The sequence below is a fragment of the Hyphomonas sp. CY54-11-8 genome, from assembly GCF_000682735.1.
In the GTDB taxonomy this organism is placed as follows: domain Bacteria; phylum Pseudomonadota; class Alphaproteobacteria; order Caulobacterales; family Hyphomonadaceae; genus Hyphomonas.
Genome location: NZ_AWFD01000038.1, coordinates 127,695 through 144,125, shown reverse-complemented (window position 1 = coordinate 144,125; position 16,431 = coordinate 127,695). Strand labels below are relative to the sequence as shown.

At 62.6% G+C, this 16,431-nt stretch carries 15 protein-coding genes; 9 read left to right on the top strand and 6 right to left on the bottom strand.

The features are described from left to right. Window positions 1–41 precede the first annotated feature (41 nt). The 3 genes from HY17_RS18780 (at window position 42) to HY17_RS18770 (ending at window position 2,039) form a co-directional block, all read left to right on the top strand. Window positions 42–968, top strand: coding sequence for an AraC family transcriptional regulator (locus HY17_RS18780; RefSeq protein WP_034769560.1), 927 nt, complete (start codon window positions 42–44; stop codon window positions 966–968). A 130-nt stretch (window positions 969–1,098) separates the two neighbouring features. Beyond that, the gene (locus HY17_RS18775; protein ID WP_034769558.1) at window positions 1,099–1,584 is read left to right on the top strand and encodes a YHS domain-containing (seleno)protein; all 486 of its coding nucleotides are present in this window, start codon (window positions 1,099–1,101) and stop codon (window positions 1,582–1,584) included. A gap of 59 nt (window positions 1,585–1,643) precedes the next feature. Continuing rightward, the gene (locus tag HY17_RS18770; protein WP_034769556.1) at window positions 1,644–2,039 is read left to right on the top strand and encodes a VOC family protein; all 396 of its coding nucleotides are present in this window, start codon (window positions 1,644–1,646) and stop codon (window positions 2,037–2,039) included. 54 nt (window positions 2,040–2,093) lie between these two features. On the opposite strand, the gene HY17_RS18765 is transcribed toward HY17_RS18770, so the two are convergent. Next, entirely contained in the window at window positions 2,094–3,140 is a 1,047-nt protein-coding gene (locus HY17_RS18765; RefSeq protein WP_081813234.1) for a serine hydrolase, read from the bottom strand. Between the two features lie 199 nt (window positions 3,141–3,339). Between HY17_RS18765 and HY17_RS18760 the strand changes: the two genes are divergently transcribed. Continuing rightward, window positions 3,340–4,506, top strand: coding sequence for an HlyD family secretion protein (locus HY17_RS18760; protein WP_034769554.1), 1,167 nt, complete (start codon window positions 3,340–3,342; stop codon window positions 4,504–4,506). Further along, a complete protein-coding gene (locus HY17_RS18755) occupies window positions 4,503–6,161 on the top strand; it encodes a DHA2 family efflux MFS transporter permease subunit (protein WP_233348871.1) in 1,659 nt (552 codons plus the stop codon). The genes HY17_RS18760 and HY17_RS18755 overlap by 4 nt, the downstream gene beginning before the upstream one ends. A gap of 16 nt (window positions 6,162–6,177) precedes the next feature. On the opposite strand, the gene HY17_RS18750 is transcribed toward HY17_RS18755, so the two are convergent. Genes HY17_RS18750 through HY17_RS18735 form a run of 4 tightly spaced genes read right to left on the bottom strand, consistent with a single transcriptional unit; the run spans window position 6,178 to window position 12,970 of the window. Further along, window positions 6,178–8,217 carry a hypothetical protein gene (locus tag HY17_RS18750; protein WP_034769552.1) on the bottom strand — a complete coding sequence of 680 codons (2,040 nt, stop codon included), beginning with the start codon at window positions 8,215–8,217 and terminating at the stop codon, window positions 6,178–6,180. After that, a complete protein-coding gene (locus HY17_RS18745) occupies window positions 8,214–11,099 on the bottom strand; it encodes a DUF4159 domain-containing protein (protein ID WP_081813233.1) in 2,886 nt (961 codons plus the stop codon). The genes HY17_RS18750 and HY17_RS18745 overlap by 4 nt, the downstream gene beginning before the upstream one ends. Beyond that, entirely contained in the window at window positions 11,096–11,962 is an 867-nt protein-coding gene (locus tag HY17_RS18740) for a DUF58 domain-containing protein (protein ID WP_034769549.1), read from the bottom strand. The genes HY17_RS18745 and HY17_RS18740 overlap by 4 nt, the downstream gene beginning before the upstream one ends. A 9-nt stretch (window positions 11,963–11,971) precedes the next feature. After that, a complete protein-coding gene (locus HY17_RS18735; protein WP_034769547.1) occupies window positions 11,972–12,970 on the bottom strand; it encodes a MoxR family ATPase in 999 nt (332 codons plus the stop codon). Between the two features lie 76 nt (window positions 12,971–13,046). Between HY17_RS18735 and HY17_RS18730 the strand changes: the two genes are divergently transcribed. The 4 genes from HY17_RS18730 to HY17_RS18715 all read left to right on the top strand — a co-directional run bounded on the left by HY17_RS18730 (window position 13,047) and on the right by HY17_RS18715 (window position 15,910). Continuing rightward, on the top strand, window positions 13,047–13,634 hold the full coding sequence (locus tag HY17_RS18730; protein ID WP_081813232.1) for a DUF1285 domain-containing protein: 588 nt from the start codon (window positions 13,047–13,049) through the stop codon (window positions 13,632–13,634). 11 nt (window positions 13,635–13,645) lie between these two features. Continuing rightward, window positions 13,646–14,266 (top strand): CoA pyrophosphatase, encoded by a 621-nt coding sequence (locus HY17_RS18725; RefSeq protein ID WP_051600323.1) that lies wholly within the window; start codon window positions 13,646–13,648, stop codon window positions 14,264–14,266. A gap of 77 nt (window positions 14,267–14,343) precedes the next feature. Next, window positions 14,344–14,709, top strand: coding sequence for a DUF6111 family protein (locus tag HY17_RS18720; protein ID WP_034769543.1), 366 nt, complete (start codon window positions 14,344–14,346; stop codon window positions 14,707–14,709). After that, window positions 14,696–15,910 (top strand): CCA tRNA nucleotidyltransferase, encoded by a 1,215-nt coding sequence (locus tag HY17_RS18715; protein WP_034769542.1) that lies wholly within the window; start codon window positions 14,696–14,698, stop codon window positions 15,908–15,910. Before HY17_RS18720 ends, HY17_RS18715 begins: the two co-directional genes overlap by 14 nt. On the opposite strand, the gene HY17_RS18710 is transcribed toward HY17_RS18715, so the two are convergent. Next, entirely contained in the window at window positions 15,894–16,391 is a 498-nt protein-coding gene (locus HY17_RS18710; protein WP_034769540.1) for a TspO/MBR family protein, read from the bottom strand. The two genes, HY17_RS18715 and HY17_RS18710, sit on opposite strands and share 17 nt — an antisense overlap. Between the last annotated feature and the right edge of the window lie 40 nt (window positions 16,392–16,431).

Sequence of the window (16,431 nt, the reverse complement as noted above, 5' to 3'; positions counted from 1 at the left end):
TGATTGGAGCCGGGGGTAGAGCCTATGTCTAGTTCAGCGCCATGGACCTGCTTGATGAAATCCTCGATACGCTTGCCCTCAAGGGTGTGATGTATTTCCGAACCGATTTCAATTCGGACTGGAGTGTCACCGTGCCGGACCTGGAAGGGGCCGCGCGGTTCCACCTTGTAGTACAGGGTGAATGCCACGTCCGCTTCGAATCCGGCGAGACGATTGTGCTGGGTCCGGGCGATCTGGTGCTGATCCCGCGCGGGCGCAGCCACATCCTTTCGGACAAACCCGTAGATGCCGCGCCATCCCTCGAACAGGTTCTTCAGGATGCCGATTATGACAATCGGGGCGTCCTGGTCGTGGGTGAAGGCAACAATGACGCGTCCACGCAGATGGTCTGTGGTCATTTCTCCCTGAGAGCGGGGGCTGAGCACCCGCTATTGGCGGCCCTGCCAGATTACATGTTCCTTTCCGGTTCGGCCAGGGCGAAGGCGCCCTGGCTGGATGAAGTATTGCGTCTGATCGCGCAGCGGATCTTCAGGGATCCGTTCGGGTCCTCTGCATCAGTCACCCGACTGTCGGAAATCGCCTTTATCGAGCTCATCCGCGCAGGTCTCGGCAATGGATCCAAACTGGACCGTGTCCTTGAGGCATTCCGTGATCCACATATCGGCAGGTCGCTGGAACTTATCCATGCGCGCCCTGGGGAAAGCTGGACGGTGGAGCGGCTTGCCCGGGATGTGGGCATGTCGCGCAGCCGCTTCGCCGAGCGGTTCAGCGACCTCCTCGGTATTGCCCCGATGGCCTATCTGTCGAACTGGCGTTTGCAGCGGGCGTTGGCCCTGCTGGAAGACAAGAGGCGCAGTGTGCAACAGGTTTCCTCGGAAATCGGCTACCAGTCCCAAGCTGCCTTTACCCGCGCGTTCGCCGGAAAATTCGGTCTTACGCCCAGCGAATACCGCCGCGCAGCCGCCTGATTTTTGCACGCCGTCCCATTCGGTTTGCCAAAACGCCCTAACTTCGGTGTGGCGATTGATCGATCCTCCTGAAATCAACAGATATCCGTTGTCGGAACAAACCGGCTAACAGAAATCACAGGAGACAGATATGATTTCACCGTTCAAGGCGGCTGCGACCGCACTTATGATCGCCTCCAGCGCTGCAGGCTTTGCCCATGCTGCAGATGAAAACAACGTGGCCGCCGGCCTGACTGCAGCGGGCGCGCCGCTGGGGCTTCACGGTTCGGATCCCGTCGCGCTGATCGAGATCGGCAATCGGGTCGAAGGCCGGGCTGACTACACGGTCGTCGAAGATGGCGTCGCTTACTACTTCGCTACCAAGGCCAACATGAACGCGTTCAAGAAGAACCCGGACCGCTACCTCCCGCAGAATGGCGGCTTCTGTACCTTCGGCGTGTCTGTCGGCAAGAAGTTCGACGGCGATCCGCAGTACGCGGCCGTTCGTGACGGCAAGCTCTATGTCTTCCTGAACGAAGACATTTTCCGGAACTTCCAGAAGGACGAAGCCGGCACGATCGCGAAGGCCGAGAAGAACTGGCAGAAGATCCAGCACACGGCTGCGACCGATCTGTAGTCATACCAACAGGCCGGGTGCCTCCGGGCGCCCGGCCTTTATACCCTTGAGAGATTCCAATGAATATCATCGACCATCTGAGCGTGGGCGTGCCGTCCATTGAGCCGGCCTGCGCGTTCTATGATGCGGTCCTTCAGGCACTGGGTGTCAGCCGCCTGGCTGCCACGCAAGGCTTTGCAGCATACGGCGACGGGGCGGTTCAGTTCCTCGTCATGGTTCCGGAGAACGGAGCGGTATACACGCCAGGCAACGGGACGCACATCTGCTTTAACGCGACCAGCCGGGATGCGGTGAACGCATTCCACAAGGCTGCGCTGGCGCAGGGCGGTACAGACGCCGGTGCACCCGGTCCACGCCCGGGTTATCCGACCCCAGATATCTATACCTGTTTTGTGAAGGACCCGTTCGGCAACAAGCTGGAAGCCATTCACAACGGCTTTTCGCCGCGGTCCTGAATCCGCGAGAGTGACATGACCGGCCCGGTGCCGGTCATGTTGCGGCTGCCGGAATCAGAAACAGTCCGCTACGTCCGCGATCCAGGCCTGCACGTCTTCCTTGGCTTCCAGAGGAGATTTTCCGTGTCTGACGAGGATCAGGTCTTTCTCCGGAACGAGAACCGTGTACTGACCTTCATAGCCGTTGCAGGAGAAGCTTCCGGGGCCGGCCATGCCGAGCCACCAGTGGGCGCCATAGCCGAGCGTTTCGACTTCCGGGACTGCAGGTGTGGGGGTGCGGGCATAGTCGACCCAGCCTTCCGGCAGGAGGCGGTTCCCATCCCACACGCCGTCGCGCAGATAGAGAAGACCAAAGCGGGCAAAGTCCCGTGCGGTGCAATAGCAGAAGGACGAACCGATGAATGTGCCTGCCGGATCGAATTTCGGAAGAGGAGAGCGCATGCCGATCGGGGTGAATAGTTCACGGAACATGAAGTCCCTGAATGCCTCTCCTTGAGCGTCCAGGGCGCGGGCGGCGCAGCGCGCCACAATATTGGATGTGCCGCTTGAATAGCTCCAGAACGTATCCGGTTCATGCTCCAGCGGCTGGCCGGCTGCATATGCGGCCACATCTTCCTGGCCGCTGCCGAACAGCATTTCGATCACGTCTGAAACGGAGCCCGGCACATAATCCTCAACGAACTTCAATCCGCTGGACATTCGCAACAGCATGTCCAGCGTAATGACACCTCGTGGATCATCCGCCCCTTGCCATTCCGGCACGTCCGCCGGCGCGTGGATATCGATCCTGCCTTCGCGCACGAGAATGCCGATCAGCGCCTGCGTGATGGATTTGGCCTCAGACCAGGACGGGAAAGTGCTGCCGGGGGTGAAATCGCGCCAGTATCGTTCGGCAACGATCCTGCCTCCCTGAACCGCAAGGAACGCATGTGTCTCGCCCATTGTACCCGGGGCAGGGTCTGCGAAAGCCCGGTCCAGCAGGCTTTCCAGGCGGGCGGTATCCGTTCCCGGCGCGGGCGTGCCTTCGGACCAGGCCTTTGTGGGCCATGCGACTCCTGCCGGCTGATCAGGCAGGGGCGGCAATGGAAGATCGAATGGCATTGGAATGGCCTCCCCGAATTTGTGGTGTTTGCGGCAGCTAAACAGACCCCGCCGGGGCGACGCAAGAAGGGGGCTTGATTGCCTTAGCGGAATGTCACGTTCATAAGTGTAATGCGGAATACAGAGACGGTACTCAAAACTGTCCGGAATGGCCGCAAGGGAGAGAAACGGACCGGGTCGCAAGGCCACGGCAAGAGGCATGGACGGAAACACACAAGTTACGCCGGAAATCGAAACCATCCAGCCGTCTCGCGCGCCGCTGACCGCACATCTACGCAATCCGCGTGTGCGTTTGGGGCTGATCGCGGGCCTTGTTCTGCTGGTTTTGTTGGGACTTTTCCGCTTTCTGGCGGACCGGGCCGCTTATGTGTCGACTTCCGACGCACGGATCGCGGCGGACATGATCGCCGTTTCGACGGATATTTCAGGCAAAATCACCTCACAGCGCGTGTCGGCGGGCGACATCGTGAAGGCGGGCGACGTCATCTATACAATCGATGACCGGGAAGCGGCCTATACGCTGGCCGAATACGAAGCCCAGGCAAACCGCCTCAGGGCTGAAATCGCCCGGGAAGAGGCTCGGATCGGGCTGGCTTCGTCCAAGGCGGGCAGTGAGGTCGCTGCCCGTCGCGCCGGCACACAGTCGGCGTCGGCTTCCGTCGAAGCGGCGCGTTCAGATCTTGAAACGGCCCAGCTGGATTTCGACCGCACCCAAGGCCTGTTCGATCGGGGGCTTGTTCCACAGAGCGCGCTGGATCAGGCACGCAACGCGCTGGACACGGCCCGCCAGGGCCTGCTGCGGGCCGAGGCGGACCGGGACAGTGCCCGCGCCGAACAGAGGACCGCCTCCATACAGGGAGAGGAAGTCCGCCTGATCGAGCTGGACCTCGGCGTCCTGCGCGCCTCGTTGCAGCAGGCCGAAGCGCGCGTGGATGCCCAGCGCGTTGTTGTGGAACAGCATACGATCCGCGCGCCCATCGACGGGGTGATCGACGAGCTTTTCTACGATACCGGAGAGCATTCCCTGCGCGGTTTCCGTGTCGCGCTGATGCATGATCCGGATGCGGTCTGGGTGTCGGCGAATATCAAGGAAACCGACATCCGGAAAGTTGACACTGGCGCAGAAGTGCGTGTGAAAGCGGACAGTCATCCGGGCGCAAAGATCACAGGCCATGTGACCCGGATTCACAATGCCACGCTGGCTGAATCCGCCATGATGCCGAATCCCAACGCCAATGGCGTGTTCACGAAGATCACCCAACGCATCACGGTCCGAATCGATCTGGACGATCCGGGCCTGCGCCTGCGGCCGGGAACCATGGTGACGGTCCGGATCCGCAAGCAGGCCGCCGAAGATCCGGCGTGAGTACGGCAGCGGCCTCACCCGGCAAGGTTCCGGCACATGACATTCCGGCCATGGCCGGGTCCGCCGTCAGGCGGCGCTTTGAACAATTCGGCCCGAATTATCGCTGGATCCTGCTCGGCGCGATGCTGACCGGATCGCTCGCCACGATGCTGGCGGCGACAACAGTAAATGTTGCGCTGCCTGCGATCATCGGCGCCTTTGGTCTCGGTCAGGACCAGGCGCAATGGATGTCGACGGCCTTTCTCGCCTCGTCCACCATCGCCATGCTGGCAAATGCCTGGGCGATGCACACCTATGGTCCGCGGGCGACCTATGTCGTGGGCATGTGCCTGTTCATTGTCGGCTCTCTGATGGGGGCGGTATCGACGACGCTGGAAATGCTGATCCTGTCGCGCGCTCTGCAGGGTATTTCCGCCGGGCTCCTGCAGCCCATGTCGATGTTCCTGATCTTCCAGACCTTCCCGGACAATCAGCGCGGCACGGCGATGGGCATTTTTTCCATTGGTGTCGTCCTGGCACCTGCCTTTGGCCCGGCACTGGGTGGGATTGCTGTGGACCTTGCAAGCTGGCGTCTGGTGTTCGTCGCCACTTTGCCGCTTGCATTCGTCGCGCTTAGCGTCGCCCCTTTCCTGATGCCGACGGGGGAGGACCCCAATGTCCGTACCCGTCCGCCGCTCGACTGGCAGGGGCTGGGTCTCCTCACCATTTCCATCGTCAGCCTGCTGTCGGCCTTTGCAGGAGCGAACCGCGATGGCTGGGATTCCGACATCACCTATCTGAAATTCACCGTCGGTGTGATTGGCGGCATCAGTTTCGTCTTGTGGGAACGTCGGCATCCGTTCCCGGCGCTGAATCCGGCGATCTTCATGTACCGGCAATTCTGGTCCGCGGGATTGATCATTTCGGCGACTGGTATCGCCATTTATGCGTCCACCTACCTGATCCCGCTCTTCGTCCAGATGGTGCAGCATTATTCGCCAACCGCGGCGGGTGTGATGATGATTCCGGCCGGCCTCGCCATGGTGGTCGGCTTTCCCATCGCCGGACGCCTGACAGACCGGGTGGATGCCCGCTTCCTGCTGGCATTCGGCATTCTCAGTTTCGCTGCGGCAGCTTACCTGCTGGCGGGGGTTACTGCACTCACACCTTATTGGGTTCTGGTCGGCTGGATCTTCCTGTCGCGCGTCGGAATCAGTTTCTGCATGCCGCCGGCGAACACGACCGCGGTGCGCGCCTCTCCGCCGCATCTGCTCGCCTCGGCAACCGGTGGCGTCTCCTTCCTGATGCAGGTCGGCGGCGCATTCGGGGTGAACCTGTTGGCGATCTTGCTACAGCGCCGTCTGATCTTTCACGGCGATCACCTTTCTGTGGGTATGAATGAAGCAAACGCCGAAATGCTCTACCAGCATGCAATTTATGCGCAGGAACTGGAACGCAACGGCATGGCCGTGCTGCCGGCATTCCAGAACGCATTTGGCGTGATCGGACGGCAGGTCTCTGCCGAGGCCCAGGTGCTGGCCTTCCGAGACTGTTTCCACGTCGTTGCGATCTGGTTTGTAATCGTCTTCTTTGCCTTATTCCTGATGCCGAAACCGAAGCTGGAAGGCGCCGCACCGGCAGCTGCCCGCATGGCGGTCAATCCGGAAGCTGCGTAAGCAGGCCGGGTGAATTCTATCGGCCCTCGCGGCGCCAGGCGAGCAGCAGGAAGAGAACCAGCAGGGCGGCGGCGGCAATGCCGGGCAACAGGGCCTGGCTGGAAGAGGAGCGGACGGCATAAGCGCCGCGTTCGCGCAGGCCCAGCCAGTTGCCGCCCGCAGAAATGCCTCGTGCGCCAGAGCGGCGGATATCCGGCAGGCCGGATCCGTCGGCGTTCAAGCGGAACACACCGCCACCCGTTGCACGCGCCAATGGCTGCAACACTTTGATCGTGGACTGAAGGTCGGCATATTCCTTAGGGTTTGCCGGTCCGTTCAGGGCGACGGTTTCGAGTCCGCCGGCCCGGGCGCGGTAAAGGCCCAGCTGGTCGATGGGTGCCTCGGCGGTGAAAATACCGGGGCCGGTTTCAGTCCAGGCCGGTTCTATCGTTTCGCCTTCCGGTGTTTCGATCTGCAGCGGCGGGGCTGTGTCCATCAGGCTGCGAAGTTCAACTCTGGCGGTATCGCCTTCGGCAGTGAGCTTGAGACGGCGTTCCTCAAGTTCCGGTTCTTTCATCAACCAGTGAACGACCCTGCGGATCATCTCTGCGAACGGTCCCCCGCCATCATAGCCTCTGGCCCACAGCCAGATCTGGTCGGACATCAGCATGCCGACCCGGCCTTTGCCGACACGGTCCAATACCAGGAGCGGCTTCCCGTCGGGCGCAGCAAGCACCGTATCACCTGTTTCGGCGGTCGACTCGATATAACGCATCCAGCCGCCCCATCTGCGTCCTTCCAAAGGCGCGGTCACGGCGTGGCGTTTTCCGGCTTCCGTGAGGGCGGGAACGAATTCACCTGTCCGGACCACACCGGTAGGCGCGGCTGGGAGCACAGAGGCGAGGGGAGAGCGGGCGAGACTCGCCGGGCCGGCAAAATCCTCACCGGCTGCGATCAGCAAAGCGCCGCCCTCGGTCACATAGCGCGCCATATTCGCGAGATAGGTCTGCGTGATCACGCCCCGGCGCTCATACTGGTCGAAGATGATGAGATCGAATTCCGTGAGCTTTGCTTCGAACAATTCCTCGGTGGGGAAGGCGATCAAGGCCAGTTCGTCTTCGGTGGCGTTGTCGCTCTTGTAGGGCGGCCGCAGGATCGTGAAGTGGACAAGGTCGACGGAAGGGTCAGACTTCAGCAGGTCCCGCCAGGTGCGGCCCGCCTGGTTCGGCTTGCCGGTGACGAGCAGAACACGGAGACGATCGCGTACACCGGCCAGGCTCGCGGCCGTTCGGTTGTTCGCCATGGTCAGTTCCTGCCGGCCGGGCGGCGCTTCAACCACGACGATGTTCTCGCCGCGCCGTTCGATATTGATCGGAAGCGGGGTCGCTTCTCCGGCTTTCACGCGCACGCGTTCCGGAATACCGCCATTGACCGATACATCGAGATCAATCTCGCCGCCGTCAGGATCATCCACCCGCACGATCAGGTCTGCCGTCTCGCCGACGATGCCGAAGCTTGGCGCTTCGACCAGTTCGACCCGGCGGTCGCCCCGGTCGGGGTCACCCACAATCAGGCTGTGGACCGGGCCGATCACGCCTTCCGCATCCGGTTTGCCTGGAACGTCATGCAGCTGACCATCGGTAATCAGGATGGCACCTGCGATCCGGTCACGCGGCACATCGGCCATCAGGCCTTCCAGCGCGCTGTAAAGATGCGTGCCATCATCGTTCGGATCACTCTCCAGAACGCGGACTTCGAGGCTTGGGTCTTCGGCAAGTTTCGCCTGCACCTCGTCATAGGCCTTGCGGGCGGCGGCTGCCCGGTCGCCGATATCCATACTTTCGGAACGATCAAGCACTACGGCTGCCACGGAGGGCAGGGGTTCGCGTTCTTCATGCACAAGGCTTGGATTGGAAAGCGCCGCAGCGAGCAGCGTCAGGCCCAGCCCGCGTGTCAGCCAGGCTCGGCCCCGCAGGAAAATATAGGCCAGCCATGCCAGCACAGCGATGCCGGATACGGCCCAGAGGACTGGCCAACCAAGAAAGGGATCGAACCCGATGCGGACAGCTTCGATCATTGCGGCATTCCATTCGGCAGGAATTGCGGCTCGTCATTATCCCGGTTGTTGCCCGGCGGGCGAGAGCGTGGACCGAAACTATCGGTGCCGCCATCGCTTTCACCCAGACGCTCCAGCAGGGCAGGCAGGTGGACCTGATCGTCCTTGTAGCTGCCCGTCAGAATATACATGACGAGATTGACGCCAAAGCGCCGGGCCATTTCGCGTTGGTCCTCGCCGCCATCAACGGAATAAAGATCACGTCCCCGTTCATCGATTGCCCAGGCGGAAATCCAGTCGGCATCCCCGATGAACAGACCGGAGACTCCATCGCCGCGCGGGGCGGACGCTGATCCAGCTTGTTCAATCCAGAGCTGGCGATCAGCGTAGCGACCCGGAAAGTCCGACAGCAGATAGAAAGACCGGGTCAGGACGTGGTTGCTCGGCACTGGTTGGAGCGGCGGTGCATCCAGTCCTTCGAGCAGGTTTTCAAGCCGCGTGATTTCAGTGGAGCCGGGGGTGTCACCGTCCCGCGTATCAATCACCAGGGCACCGCCGGAACGTAGATAAGCGTTCAGCCGCGCAATGGCCTTCTCCGACAATGGCGCGGCGCCCTGAGGCACGGCGAAGTAAATGAGCGGATAGAGCTCCAGCGGGCTGGATTCGAGATCCAGTTCGTCCGGCATGTCCGGTTCGACGGAGGTGCGGCTGAACAGTGTCGTCGACAAGCCGAACAGACCGGACCGGGCCCGTTCATTGAGGGCGATGTCGGGCGTCTTTACATAACCGAACCGCATCCGCAGGGCCGCGTCGACGTCCGACTGTGGCGCATTGCCTTTTGGTAGAGGAATAATGGTGGGACCGGTTGCAACGCGGCGATATGTGCCGTCCGGCATCAGCCGGTATTGATATTCCTGCGCGCTGGCGTCGGGCGCCGAAACAAGGGACAGGCCTGCCGCCAGCACAACCGCCGCCATACCTGTTTTTCGGCTCAGGCGTGGTAGGTGGCCGGCAACGAGCAGGGCGATAAACAGGTCCAGCGCGAGAAGTAGTGCAGCAAAGGCCAACAACGGTCCGGCAAGACGCAACGATCGTGCCTCGGCATCCCCCAGCAGGCGGGCAGCAGGCGGCCAGGACGCGATAAGGTCCGGCTTTGCGTTTCGCGCGGCATTGAGTGCGCGCGTGCCTGCGGGCCCCTGGTAAAGCCCGGGCGGATGCGCCTCGGATGGCTCAAGCGTATCAAAGTCCGCTGCCTTGAGCGGTGCAGCCGCCGGGCCGGGCGATTCCAGCCGTCCGTACCCGTCCAGAATCAGCTTGGGTGTGTAGGCGCCTTCCTCGTCATTCACAGACTCGCCCCGGCCGGCGGCTATGCAGCGGCGCAGCATTTGCGGGAAGAGGTCGGAGTAGGCAAGGTTGGCCCAGTCTGGCCCGGCTGTGATGTGGAACAGGATAATTGTTCCGGCACCGCGCCCATCGGCCGTGACCAGCGGCGAACCATCTGCAAGGCGGGCCCAGGTATGGTTCGAAAGCTCCGGTCCCGGACGGGCGAGGACCTGCTGCGTGACCCGTACGTCCGGCGGCACGTCCAGTCCGTCGAACGGAGAGGTGTCGGAAAATGGGGCAAGGGCCTGCGGTTCATCCCAGGCGAGGGCGCCGCCAAGCGCGCGCGACGCACGGCGCAGCGGCACGGGCAGCAGGTCATCCCCCTGCGCAGCAAGACGTGGCCCGGCAAAGCGGATCAGCGCGCCGCCGTTTTCCACCCAGTCCGCCAGCCGCTTTTCGTCTTCCGGCAGGATCTGCCCGACATCTGTGAGGATGATCGCATCTGGCGATTCAGCCACCAGCGTTTCGACGGTGCCTTCGGTGATGGAGGCGAACGGTTCCAGCGCCTTGCGCACATAGTGCATGTCCGAAAGCAGAGGCTGCGCAACCGCACCTGCATCGACGAGGCCCACACGGCGGGAGCGGTCAGAAGAGTCCCAAAGCCAAACAGTGCCGGCCCCTTGCCGGCCGGTCACAGTGAAGCGGGCAATGCGCGCAAGGGCTGCGGCGGGGATGGTGAAATCGGCGCTGGCTTCATTGGCTCCATCGACAAATGTCGCCTCGGAAGTTGCGAGCGCGGAGCCGTCTAGCGTCAGGGCAGAGACAAAGGCGCGTTCTTCCCCGCGGGAGTCGACCCGGCGGAGCGTGACCGAAACGGAGTCTGTTTCTGAGTTCAGCCGGGTGATGGCCGCGGGCGCATGCGGGGGAGCAGCAAACACGGTGAGCGGGGCACGAGCAGATAGATCTGCCGCGAAGGCCCGGCCTCCGGCGTTTTCCAGACCATCGCTGGCCCAGAAGATGCGGCCCGGTTTCAGTCCGGATTCTTCCAGCCGGGCGATGGCGTCTGCGCGGTCCGTGCTCCAGGCTTGCGGTCTCAAGGACGATATGCGCTTTGCGGCATCGGTGGTGCTCAGCCGTTCTGCAGGGTCGTTGTTCAGTTGCTGCGGCGCGGTCAGCAGCAGGTGGACTGGCATGTCGCGGCTGCCCGTGTCGAGCGTCGCTGTGGCGGCATTAACGAGCTCACTCCAGCGTGGGGCAGATGGCCAGCCATTGTCGATCACGATCAGGAGTGGGCCTGATCCTTCAACAGATTCCGTCTTGGCACCTGGCGCGTAGACGGGCTGAGAGAGACCGAGGATCGCGGCGGTGACGGCCAGGGTCCGGATCAGCCAGACCCACCACGGCGTGCGGGCCGGGGTTTCTTCCTTCGGCTCCATGCCTTCGAGGATGCGCAGGGACGGTAGCTCAATGTCCTTTGGTGCAGGCGGGGTGGCGCGCAGGATCCACCAGATCACCGGCAGGGCGATCAAGGCGGCCAGTGCCCAGGGTGCGCCGAACAGGAAGGGGCCGAATGCTGTCATAGCTTCGCCCCGAAGCTTTCAAGCTGGGCCTTCAGGCGGGCAGCGCTTTGCAGCAGAGGCTGGCTCGAAACATGGGAAACGAAGCGCCAACCCATTCTATTGGTCAGCTCACTGAGCGCATCACGCTGGGCCGCAAAGCGTTGGTGGTATTCCTCGCGGATGGTTTCCGCCCGGCCGAAGATGCGGGAGAGCGCAGATCCCGGCCGGTGCAGCTTTACGCGGCCTTCGAACGGGAAGTCGACTTCGATCGGGGAAGAGACGGCGAGCAGGATGCCTTCCGGGCATTTGCCGGCCAGGGGTGCAAGCCGCGCGCGCCATTCCGGGATTGGATCGTAAAAGTCTGAGGCGATGATAAGCGTCGCCGAACTGCGCGGTGGGGCAGGGAAGGTTCCGCCGGTGCCGCGGGAAAGTTCTTCTGAGAGCCGGTCGACCGCGCGCTTGCCGAAACTTGCGCCGCGTCCGCCGCCAAGTGCGCCGACCCGTTCGCCATCCTTGGACAGCATGATGGCGAGCGACAGCATGAGTACGGTCGCTTCCTCGGCCTTGGTGCGGAGCTCACCCTCGGCCTTCCATCGGAAGCCGGGATTGTCGTCGCACCAGAAAAGGACCGTGCGGGCGGTTTCGAGTTCCGTCTCGCGTACGAAGAGTTCATTGCCCTTGGCCGAGCGGCGCCAGTCCACCCGGTCGGCGGCATCTTCCTGTGCATAGCGCCGGTACTGCCAGAAATGTTCGCCCGTGCCGGGCCGACGCCGTCCGGCCGAGCCGATATGCGCCGCCTCGCTCGCCTCGGCCTTGAAGTTCAGGCCGGGCAGCTGGCGGGCAAGGGCTTCGGCTTCGGCACGAAGGTCGGCAGCTGGAGTCATCGGGCTGCGCTACGCCACCTTCCGCGCGAGATCGTTGATCAGTTCGGAAAGGCCGGGCGCTTCGCCGGTCGGGTCGTAGCGCATAGCCATGCGGTGGCCGAGGCAGGGTTCGGCGAGGGCTTCGACATCTTCGAGGCTTGGCGCGAACCGGCCGCGCAGGAGCGCACGGGACCGGGCGGCCAGCATCAGCGCCTGGCCGGCGCGCGGCGACGGTCCCCAGTCGACGAGGCGTTTGACATGCGGGTCGGAAGTCTGTTCCGGCCGCGCTTCGCGGACGAGCGAGAGAATGGCGGAGACAATCTTCTCACCAACAGGCATTTTCCGCACCAGCGCCTGCAGTGCCATCAGCCGCTCGGCATCCAGGGCCGGGCGTACGGTCTGGTCAGCGCCGCCGGTCGTCTCGATCAGGATGCGGCGTTCGGTATCGAGATCCGGATAGTTGACGTCGACCTTCAGAAGGAAGCGGTCGAGCTGGGCTTCGGGCAGCGGATAGGTGCCTTCCTGTTCGATCGGGTTCTGGGTCGCCAGCACATGGAAAGGAGCGGGCAAGTCATGCCGGACACCTGCCACAGTCACATGGCGTTCCTGCATGGCCTGCAGGAGAGCAGACTGGGTGCGCGGGGAGGCGCGGTTGATCTCGTCCGCCATGAGCAGCTGGGTGAAGATCGGGCCGCGCAGGAAGCGGAAGGTCCGCTGGCCGCTGGCGCTCTCGTCCAGAACTTCCGAGCCGAGGATATCCGACGGCATCAGGTCCGGCGTGAACTGGATGCGCTGATTGGTCAGGCCGAGCGCGGTGCCCATGGCCTCCACAAGACGTGTCTTCGCGAGGCCTGGTGCGCCGATCAGCAAGGCATGGCCACCTGCCAGAACAGCGGCCAATGAGAGCTCGACCACACGCTCCTGGCCGAACACGGCCTTGGCGATTTCGGCTTTCACCTGCTGCAGGGTTTCGGCGGCGGCCTCGGCATCGGCGACAATCGCCTCGGCAGTCACATCAGTATCAGCCATATTCTAAAAGCGTCTCCGGGTTTGCGTCATCTGCAATCAGACCTATTTGTAAGGCCTCTTCAAGGCGGAGGAAGGTGTGACATCCAGTTCAGCAACCACAATCAGCCTTGAAGAAACGCTGAAATCCATCCTGCCCGAGGGCAAGCTGGATGGAAAGCTGCCGCCTGTGCATCTCTGGAACCCGGAACACAGCGCCGACATCGGCATGGAGATTCGGGCTGATGGCGCCTGGTGGCATGATGGATCGCGCATTAACCGTGAGCGGCTGGTGAAGCTGTTTTCCCGTATCCTGCGCAAGGATGAGGACGGGAAGACCTGGCTGGTCACGCCCTACGAGAAAGTGATCGTCACAGTCGAGGATGCCCCATTCCTGGGCGTCCGGGTGGACCGTGTGGGCGAACCAGGCCGGGATCAGACGCTCGCCTTTCTGACCAATCTGGATGACATTACGCTGGCCGGACCGGACGCACCGATCCGCGTTGAGACCGATCCGGAGACCGGTGAGCCGTCGCCTTATGTGCTGGTGCGGGGGCGGTTGGAGGCGAAACTGACCCGCGCTGCCTTTTACGATCTCGTCGAGATGGCCGAGCCTTCGCCGGACAATCCGGACATTCTGGGTGTCTGGAGCCAGGGAACATTCTTTCCCATCGGCTCTGCGGCCTGAGGATAAAGGGCATGTCCTGGCGAGGCCTCGAAGACTTCATCGCGCGTGTCGAATCGCGGCTCGATCCGCCGGTGGGCGATGGCCGGCTGGGGGAGACGGGCGATATGGATTTCCTGTCGCCGGAAGAGGTGGCGATCATCCGTCCTGCGGCGGTGCTTGTCGGGGTTATTCCACGCGTGTCCGGCGCGACGGCATTGTTGACCGTGCGGCCCACCACGATGGCCGATCATGCCGGGCAGGTGGCGTTTCCGGGCGGCAAGGTGGACCCGATTGACCTCGACGAGGTGGCCGCCGCCTTGCGCGAATCGGAAGAGGAAGTCGGCGTTGTGCCGGACGATGTGCAGATCCTCGGCAAGGCGGCGCCGTATGTGACCGGTACGCGCTACCGCATCACGCCGGTTGTGGGCTTGCTGCCGGCGGACTTCGAACCTGTGCCGGACCCGACCGAAGTGGCCGACGTGTTCGAAACCCCGCTCGATTTCCTGATGGATGCCCGCAATCACCGGATGGGGGAGGCGATCTACAAAGGCAAGCCGCGGCGTTATTACGAGATGCCCCATAATGGCTATCGCATTTGGGGCGTGACAGCAGGAATTATCCAGCGCCTCTATGAAACGCTCTACGAAGCGTAAGGCTTTGTCTGTTTAGGGTTTCGCTGGTTTCGGCATCTGCCTATCCTGAGGAACATCACAAGCGAGGAACCGGGACATTGGCCGGACGGATACTCTTCGAACTCTTTTTCTTCTCGATCCCGTTTCTGGTGTTCGGGCTTTATCTGCTGGCCACAACGACGGCCGAGCATGAAGGCCGCCGGAAATGGCCGATCAACATGCTGTTCCTGATCGGTCTGGGCCTGGCGGTCGTGGCCTTTTTCGCGATGACATTCCTGGAGAAGCGCGAACCGGAAATGTGCCAGAAACCGACCCGTTATGTGGATGGCAAGCTTGTGCCGGGAGAGTTTTATCCCTGCGCGCATGATCTCAAGGATGCCGGCCGGGCAGGCAGCGAAGATCCGGGCGGGTCGATCGAGCTGCCCACCGACGGGACGGACATCACCGAAGATGGCTCAGACTGACCGGATACAAGCTGACTGGCTGAACGCGCCGGGGACACGCGCCGTGATGGCGGCGCTCGAAGCGGCGCGCCCCGGCGGCTCACGATTTGTCGGGGGCTGTGTGCGTAACACGCTGCGCGGCATTCCGGCAGATGACATCGACATCGCCACCCAGATCCTGCCCGATGACGTCATGAAGGCCATGCAGGCTGCGGGCATCCGGGCCCTGCCGACGGGGATCGAGCACGGCACCGTCACCGCGATCGTTGGCGGCAAACCGTTCGAGATCACCAGTTTGCGCAGGGATGTCGAAACCGATGGCCGGCGTGCCGTAGTTGCTTTCACGGAAGACTGGGCGGAGGATGCCGAGCGCCGGGATTTCCGCCTGAACGCCATCTATGCGGGTCCGGATGGAACCCTGCACGAGGTCGTACCCGGCAGCATCGAAGATGCTTTTGCCGGCCGCGTGATCTTTATCGGCGATGGTGATCAGCGCCTGAAGGAAGACTATCTGCGCATCCTTCGCTTCTTCCGGTTCAACGCCTGGTATGGCGCCGAGGTGGATGAAGACGGGCTCGCTGCCTGCACGCGGCAGAAAGACGGCCTCGCAAAGATTGCCCGGGAGCGGATCTGGAAAGAACTGAAACGCCTTCTGGAAGCGCCGGACCCATCTGATGCGATGCTGGCCATGGAAGAGAGCGGCGTGCTCAAGGCGGTATTGCCAGAGGCGACGGCAGGCGCATTACCAGCCCTCGTGTCTGCTGAACGATCAGCAAATATGACGCCTGATCCGATGCAGCGACTGATGAGCATGCTGCCGCGCCGCCTGCGCGAAGTTCGCGAAGTCAGCCAGATCCTGCGTCTGTCGAATGCCGAGCAGGACAGGCTGGCAGATTGGGCGGACCCGGCGCTGGGACATATTGAAACGCTGAGTCCGGCAGAGCTGGCTGAAGCCTTTTACCGGTACGGGCCGGAGGTCGTTTGTGACCGGGCCCTTATTGAGGCTGCCAGCGGGACAGGTGACAGCCTGAAGCTCGTATTGGCCGCTGCTGCGCGGTGGTCGAGACCTGAACTGCCCGTCGGCGGGGCGGACGCGCTGGCAGCCGGTCTGGCCGGTCCGGCAATCGGCAAGGCGTTGGCAACGGCGGAGGAGGCCTGGATCGCTTCCGGCTTCACGCTGACACGAGATGCCTTGCTCGCCCGGCTCATCCGGGCGGATTAGCTGACCAGATATAGAGGTTCAGATATCCTGCGAAGGTGACCCAGGCCAGGTAGGGCAATTGAAGCCAGGCGGCGGGCTTCGAGATGCGGGCAAACTCTCCCATCATGGCGAGGATCAGCAGCCAGAGCGCGGTCAGCACGCCAAGCGCCAGCGGGATCTGCTTGAGGCCGAAAAAGAACAGGCTCCAGCCCACATTCACCATCAGCATGGCAAAATAAATGCCAAGCGCGCGGCTGGCGGCACTGGAACTCCCGGCGCGCCACAAGACCAGCAAGGCGCTGAGCGTCATCAGTGAGAAGAGAGCGGGCCAGACAATTCCGAACATCCAGTCCGGTGGTGTGAGAGAAGATTTCTCGAGTCCCGAATACCAGGGTTCCTTGCCGGAACGGGTGACAATTCCGCCCATAGCGCCGGCCAAAGCCGTCGCCAGCACCAGCACCAGACTGGCACCCCAGGGAGGGGCCCGGCTGTCGTCCACCATCAGGATTGTTAATATATCTGGAAACTGCCCAACCGTCTGC

Bases quoted from the DNA above. Each gene is read 5' to 3' on its own strand.
- HY17_RS18780 (WP_034769560.1), top strand. From the start codon at position 42: ATGGACCTGCTTGATGAAATCCTCGATACGCTTGCCCTCAAGGGTGTG.
- HY17_RS18775 (WP_034769558.1), top strand. From the start codon at position 1,099: ATGATTTCACCGTTCAAGGCGGCTGCGACCGCACTTATGATCGCCTCC.
- HY17_RS18770 (WP_034769556.1), top strand. From the start codon at position 1,644: ATGAATATCATCGACCATCTGAGCGTGGGCGTGCCGTCCATTGAGCCG.
- HY17_RS18765 (WP_081813234.1), bottom strand. From the start codon at position 3,140: ATGCCATTCGATCTTCCATTGCCGCCCCTGCCTGATCAGCCGGCAGGA.
- HY17_RS18760 (WP_034769554.1), top strand. From the start codon at position 3,340: ATGGACGGAAACACACAAGTTACGCCGGAAATCGAAACCATCCAGCCG.
- HY17_RS18750 (WP_034769552.1), bottom strand. From the start codon at position 8,217: ATGATCGAAGCTGTCCGCATCGGGTTCGATCCCTTTCTTGGTTGGCCA.
- HY17_RS18745 (WP_081813233.1), bottom strand. From the start codon at position 11,099: ATGACAGCATTCGGCCCCTTCCTGTTCGGCGCACCCTGGGCACTGGCC.
- HY17_RS18740 (WP_034769549.1), bottom strand. From the start codon at position 11,962: ATGACTCCAGCTGCCGACCTTCGTGCCGAAGCCGAAGCCCTTGCCCGC.
- HY17_RS18735 (WP_034769547.1), bottom strand. From the start codon at position 12,970: ATGGCTGATACTGATGTGACTGCCGAGGCGATTGTCGCCGATGCCGAG.
- HY17_RS18725 (WP_051600323.1), top strand. From the start codon at position 13,646: ATGTCCTGGCGAGGCCTCGAAGACTTCATCGCGCGTGTCGAATCGCGG.
- HY17_RS18715 (WP_034769542.1), top strand. From the start codon at position 14,696: ATGGCTCAGACTGACCGGATACAAGCTGACTGGCTGAACGCGCCGGGG.
- HY17_RS18710 (WP_034769540.1), bottom strand. From the start codon at position 16,391: ATGGTGGACGACAGCCGGGCCCCTCCCTGGGGTGCCAGTCTGGTGCTG.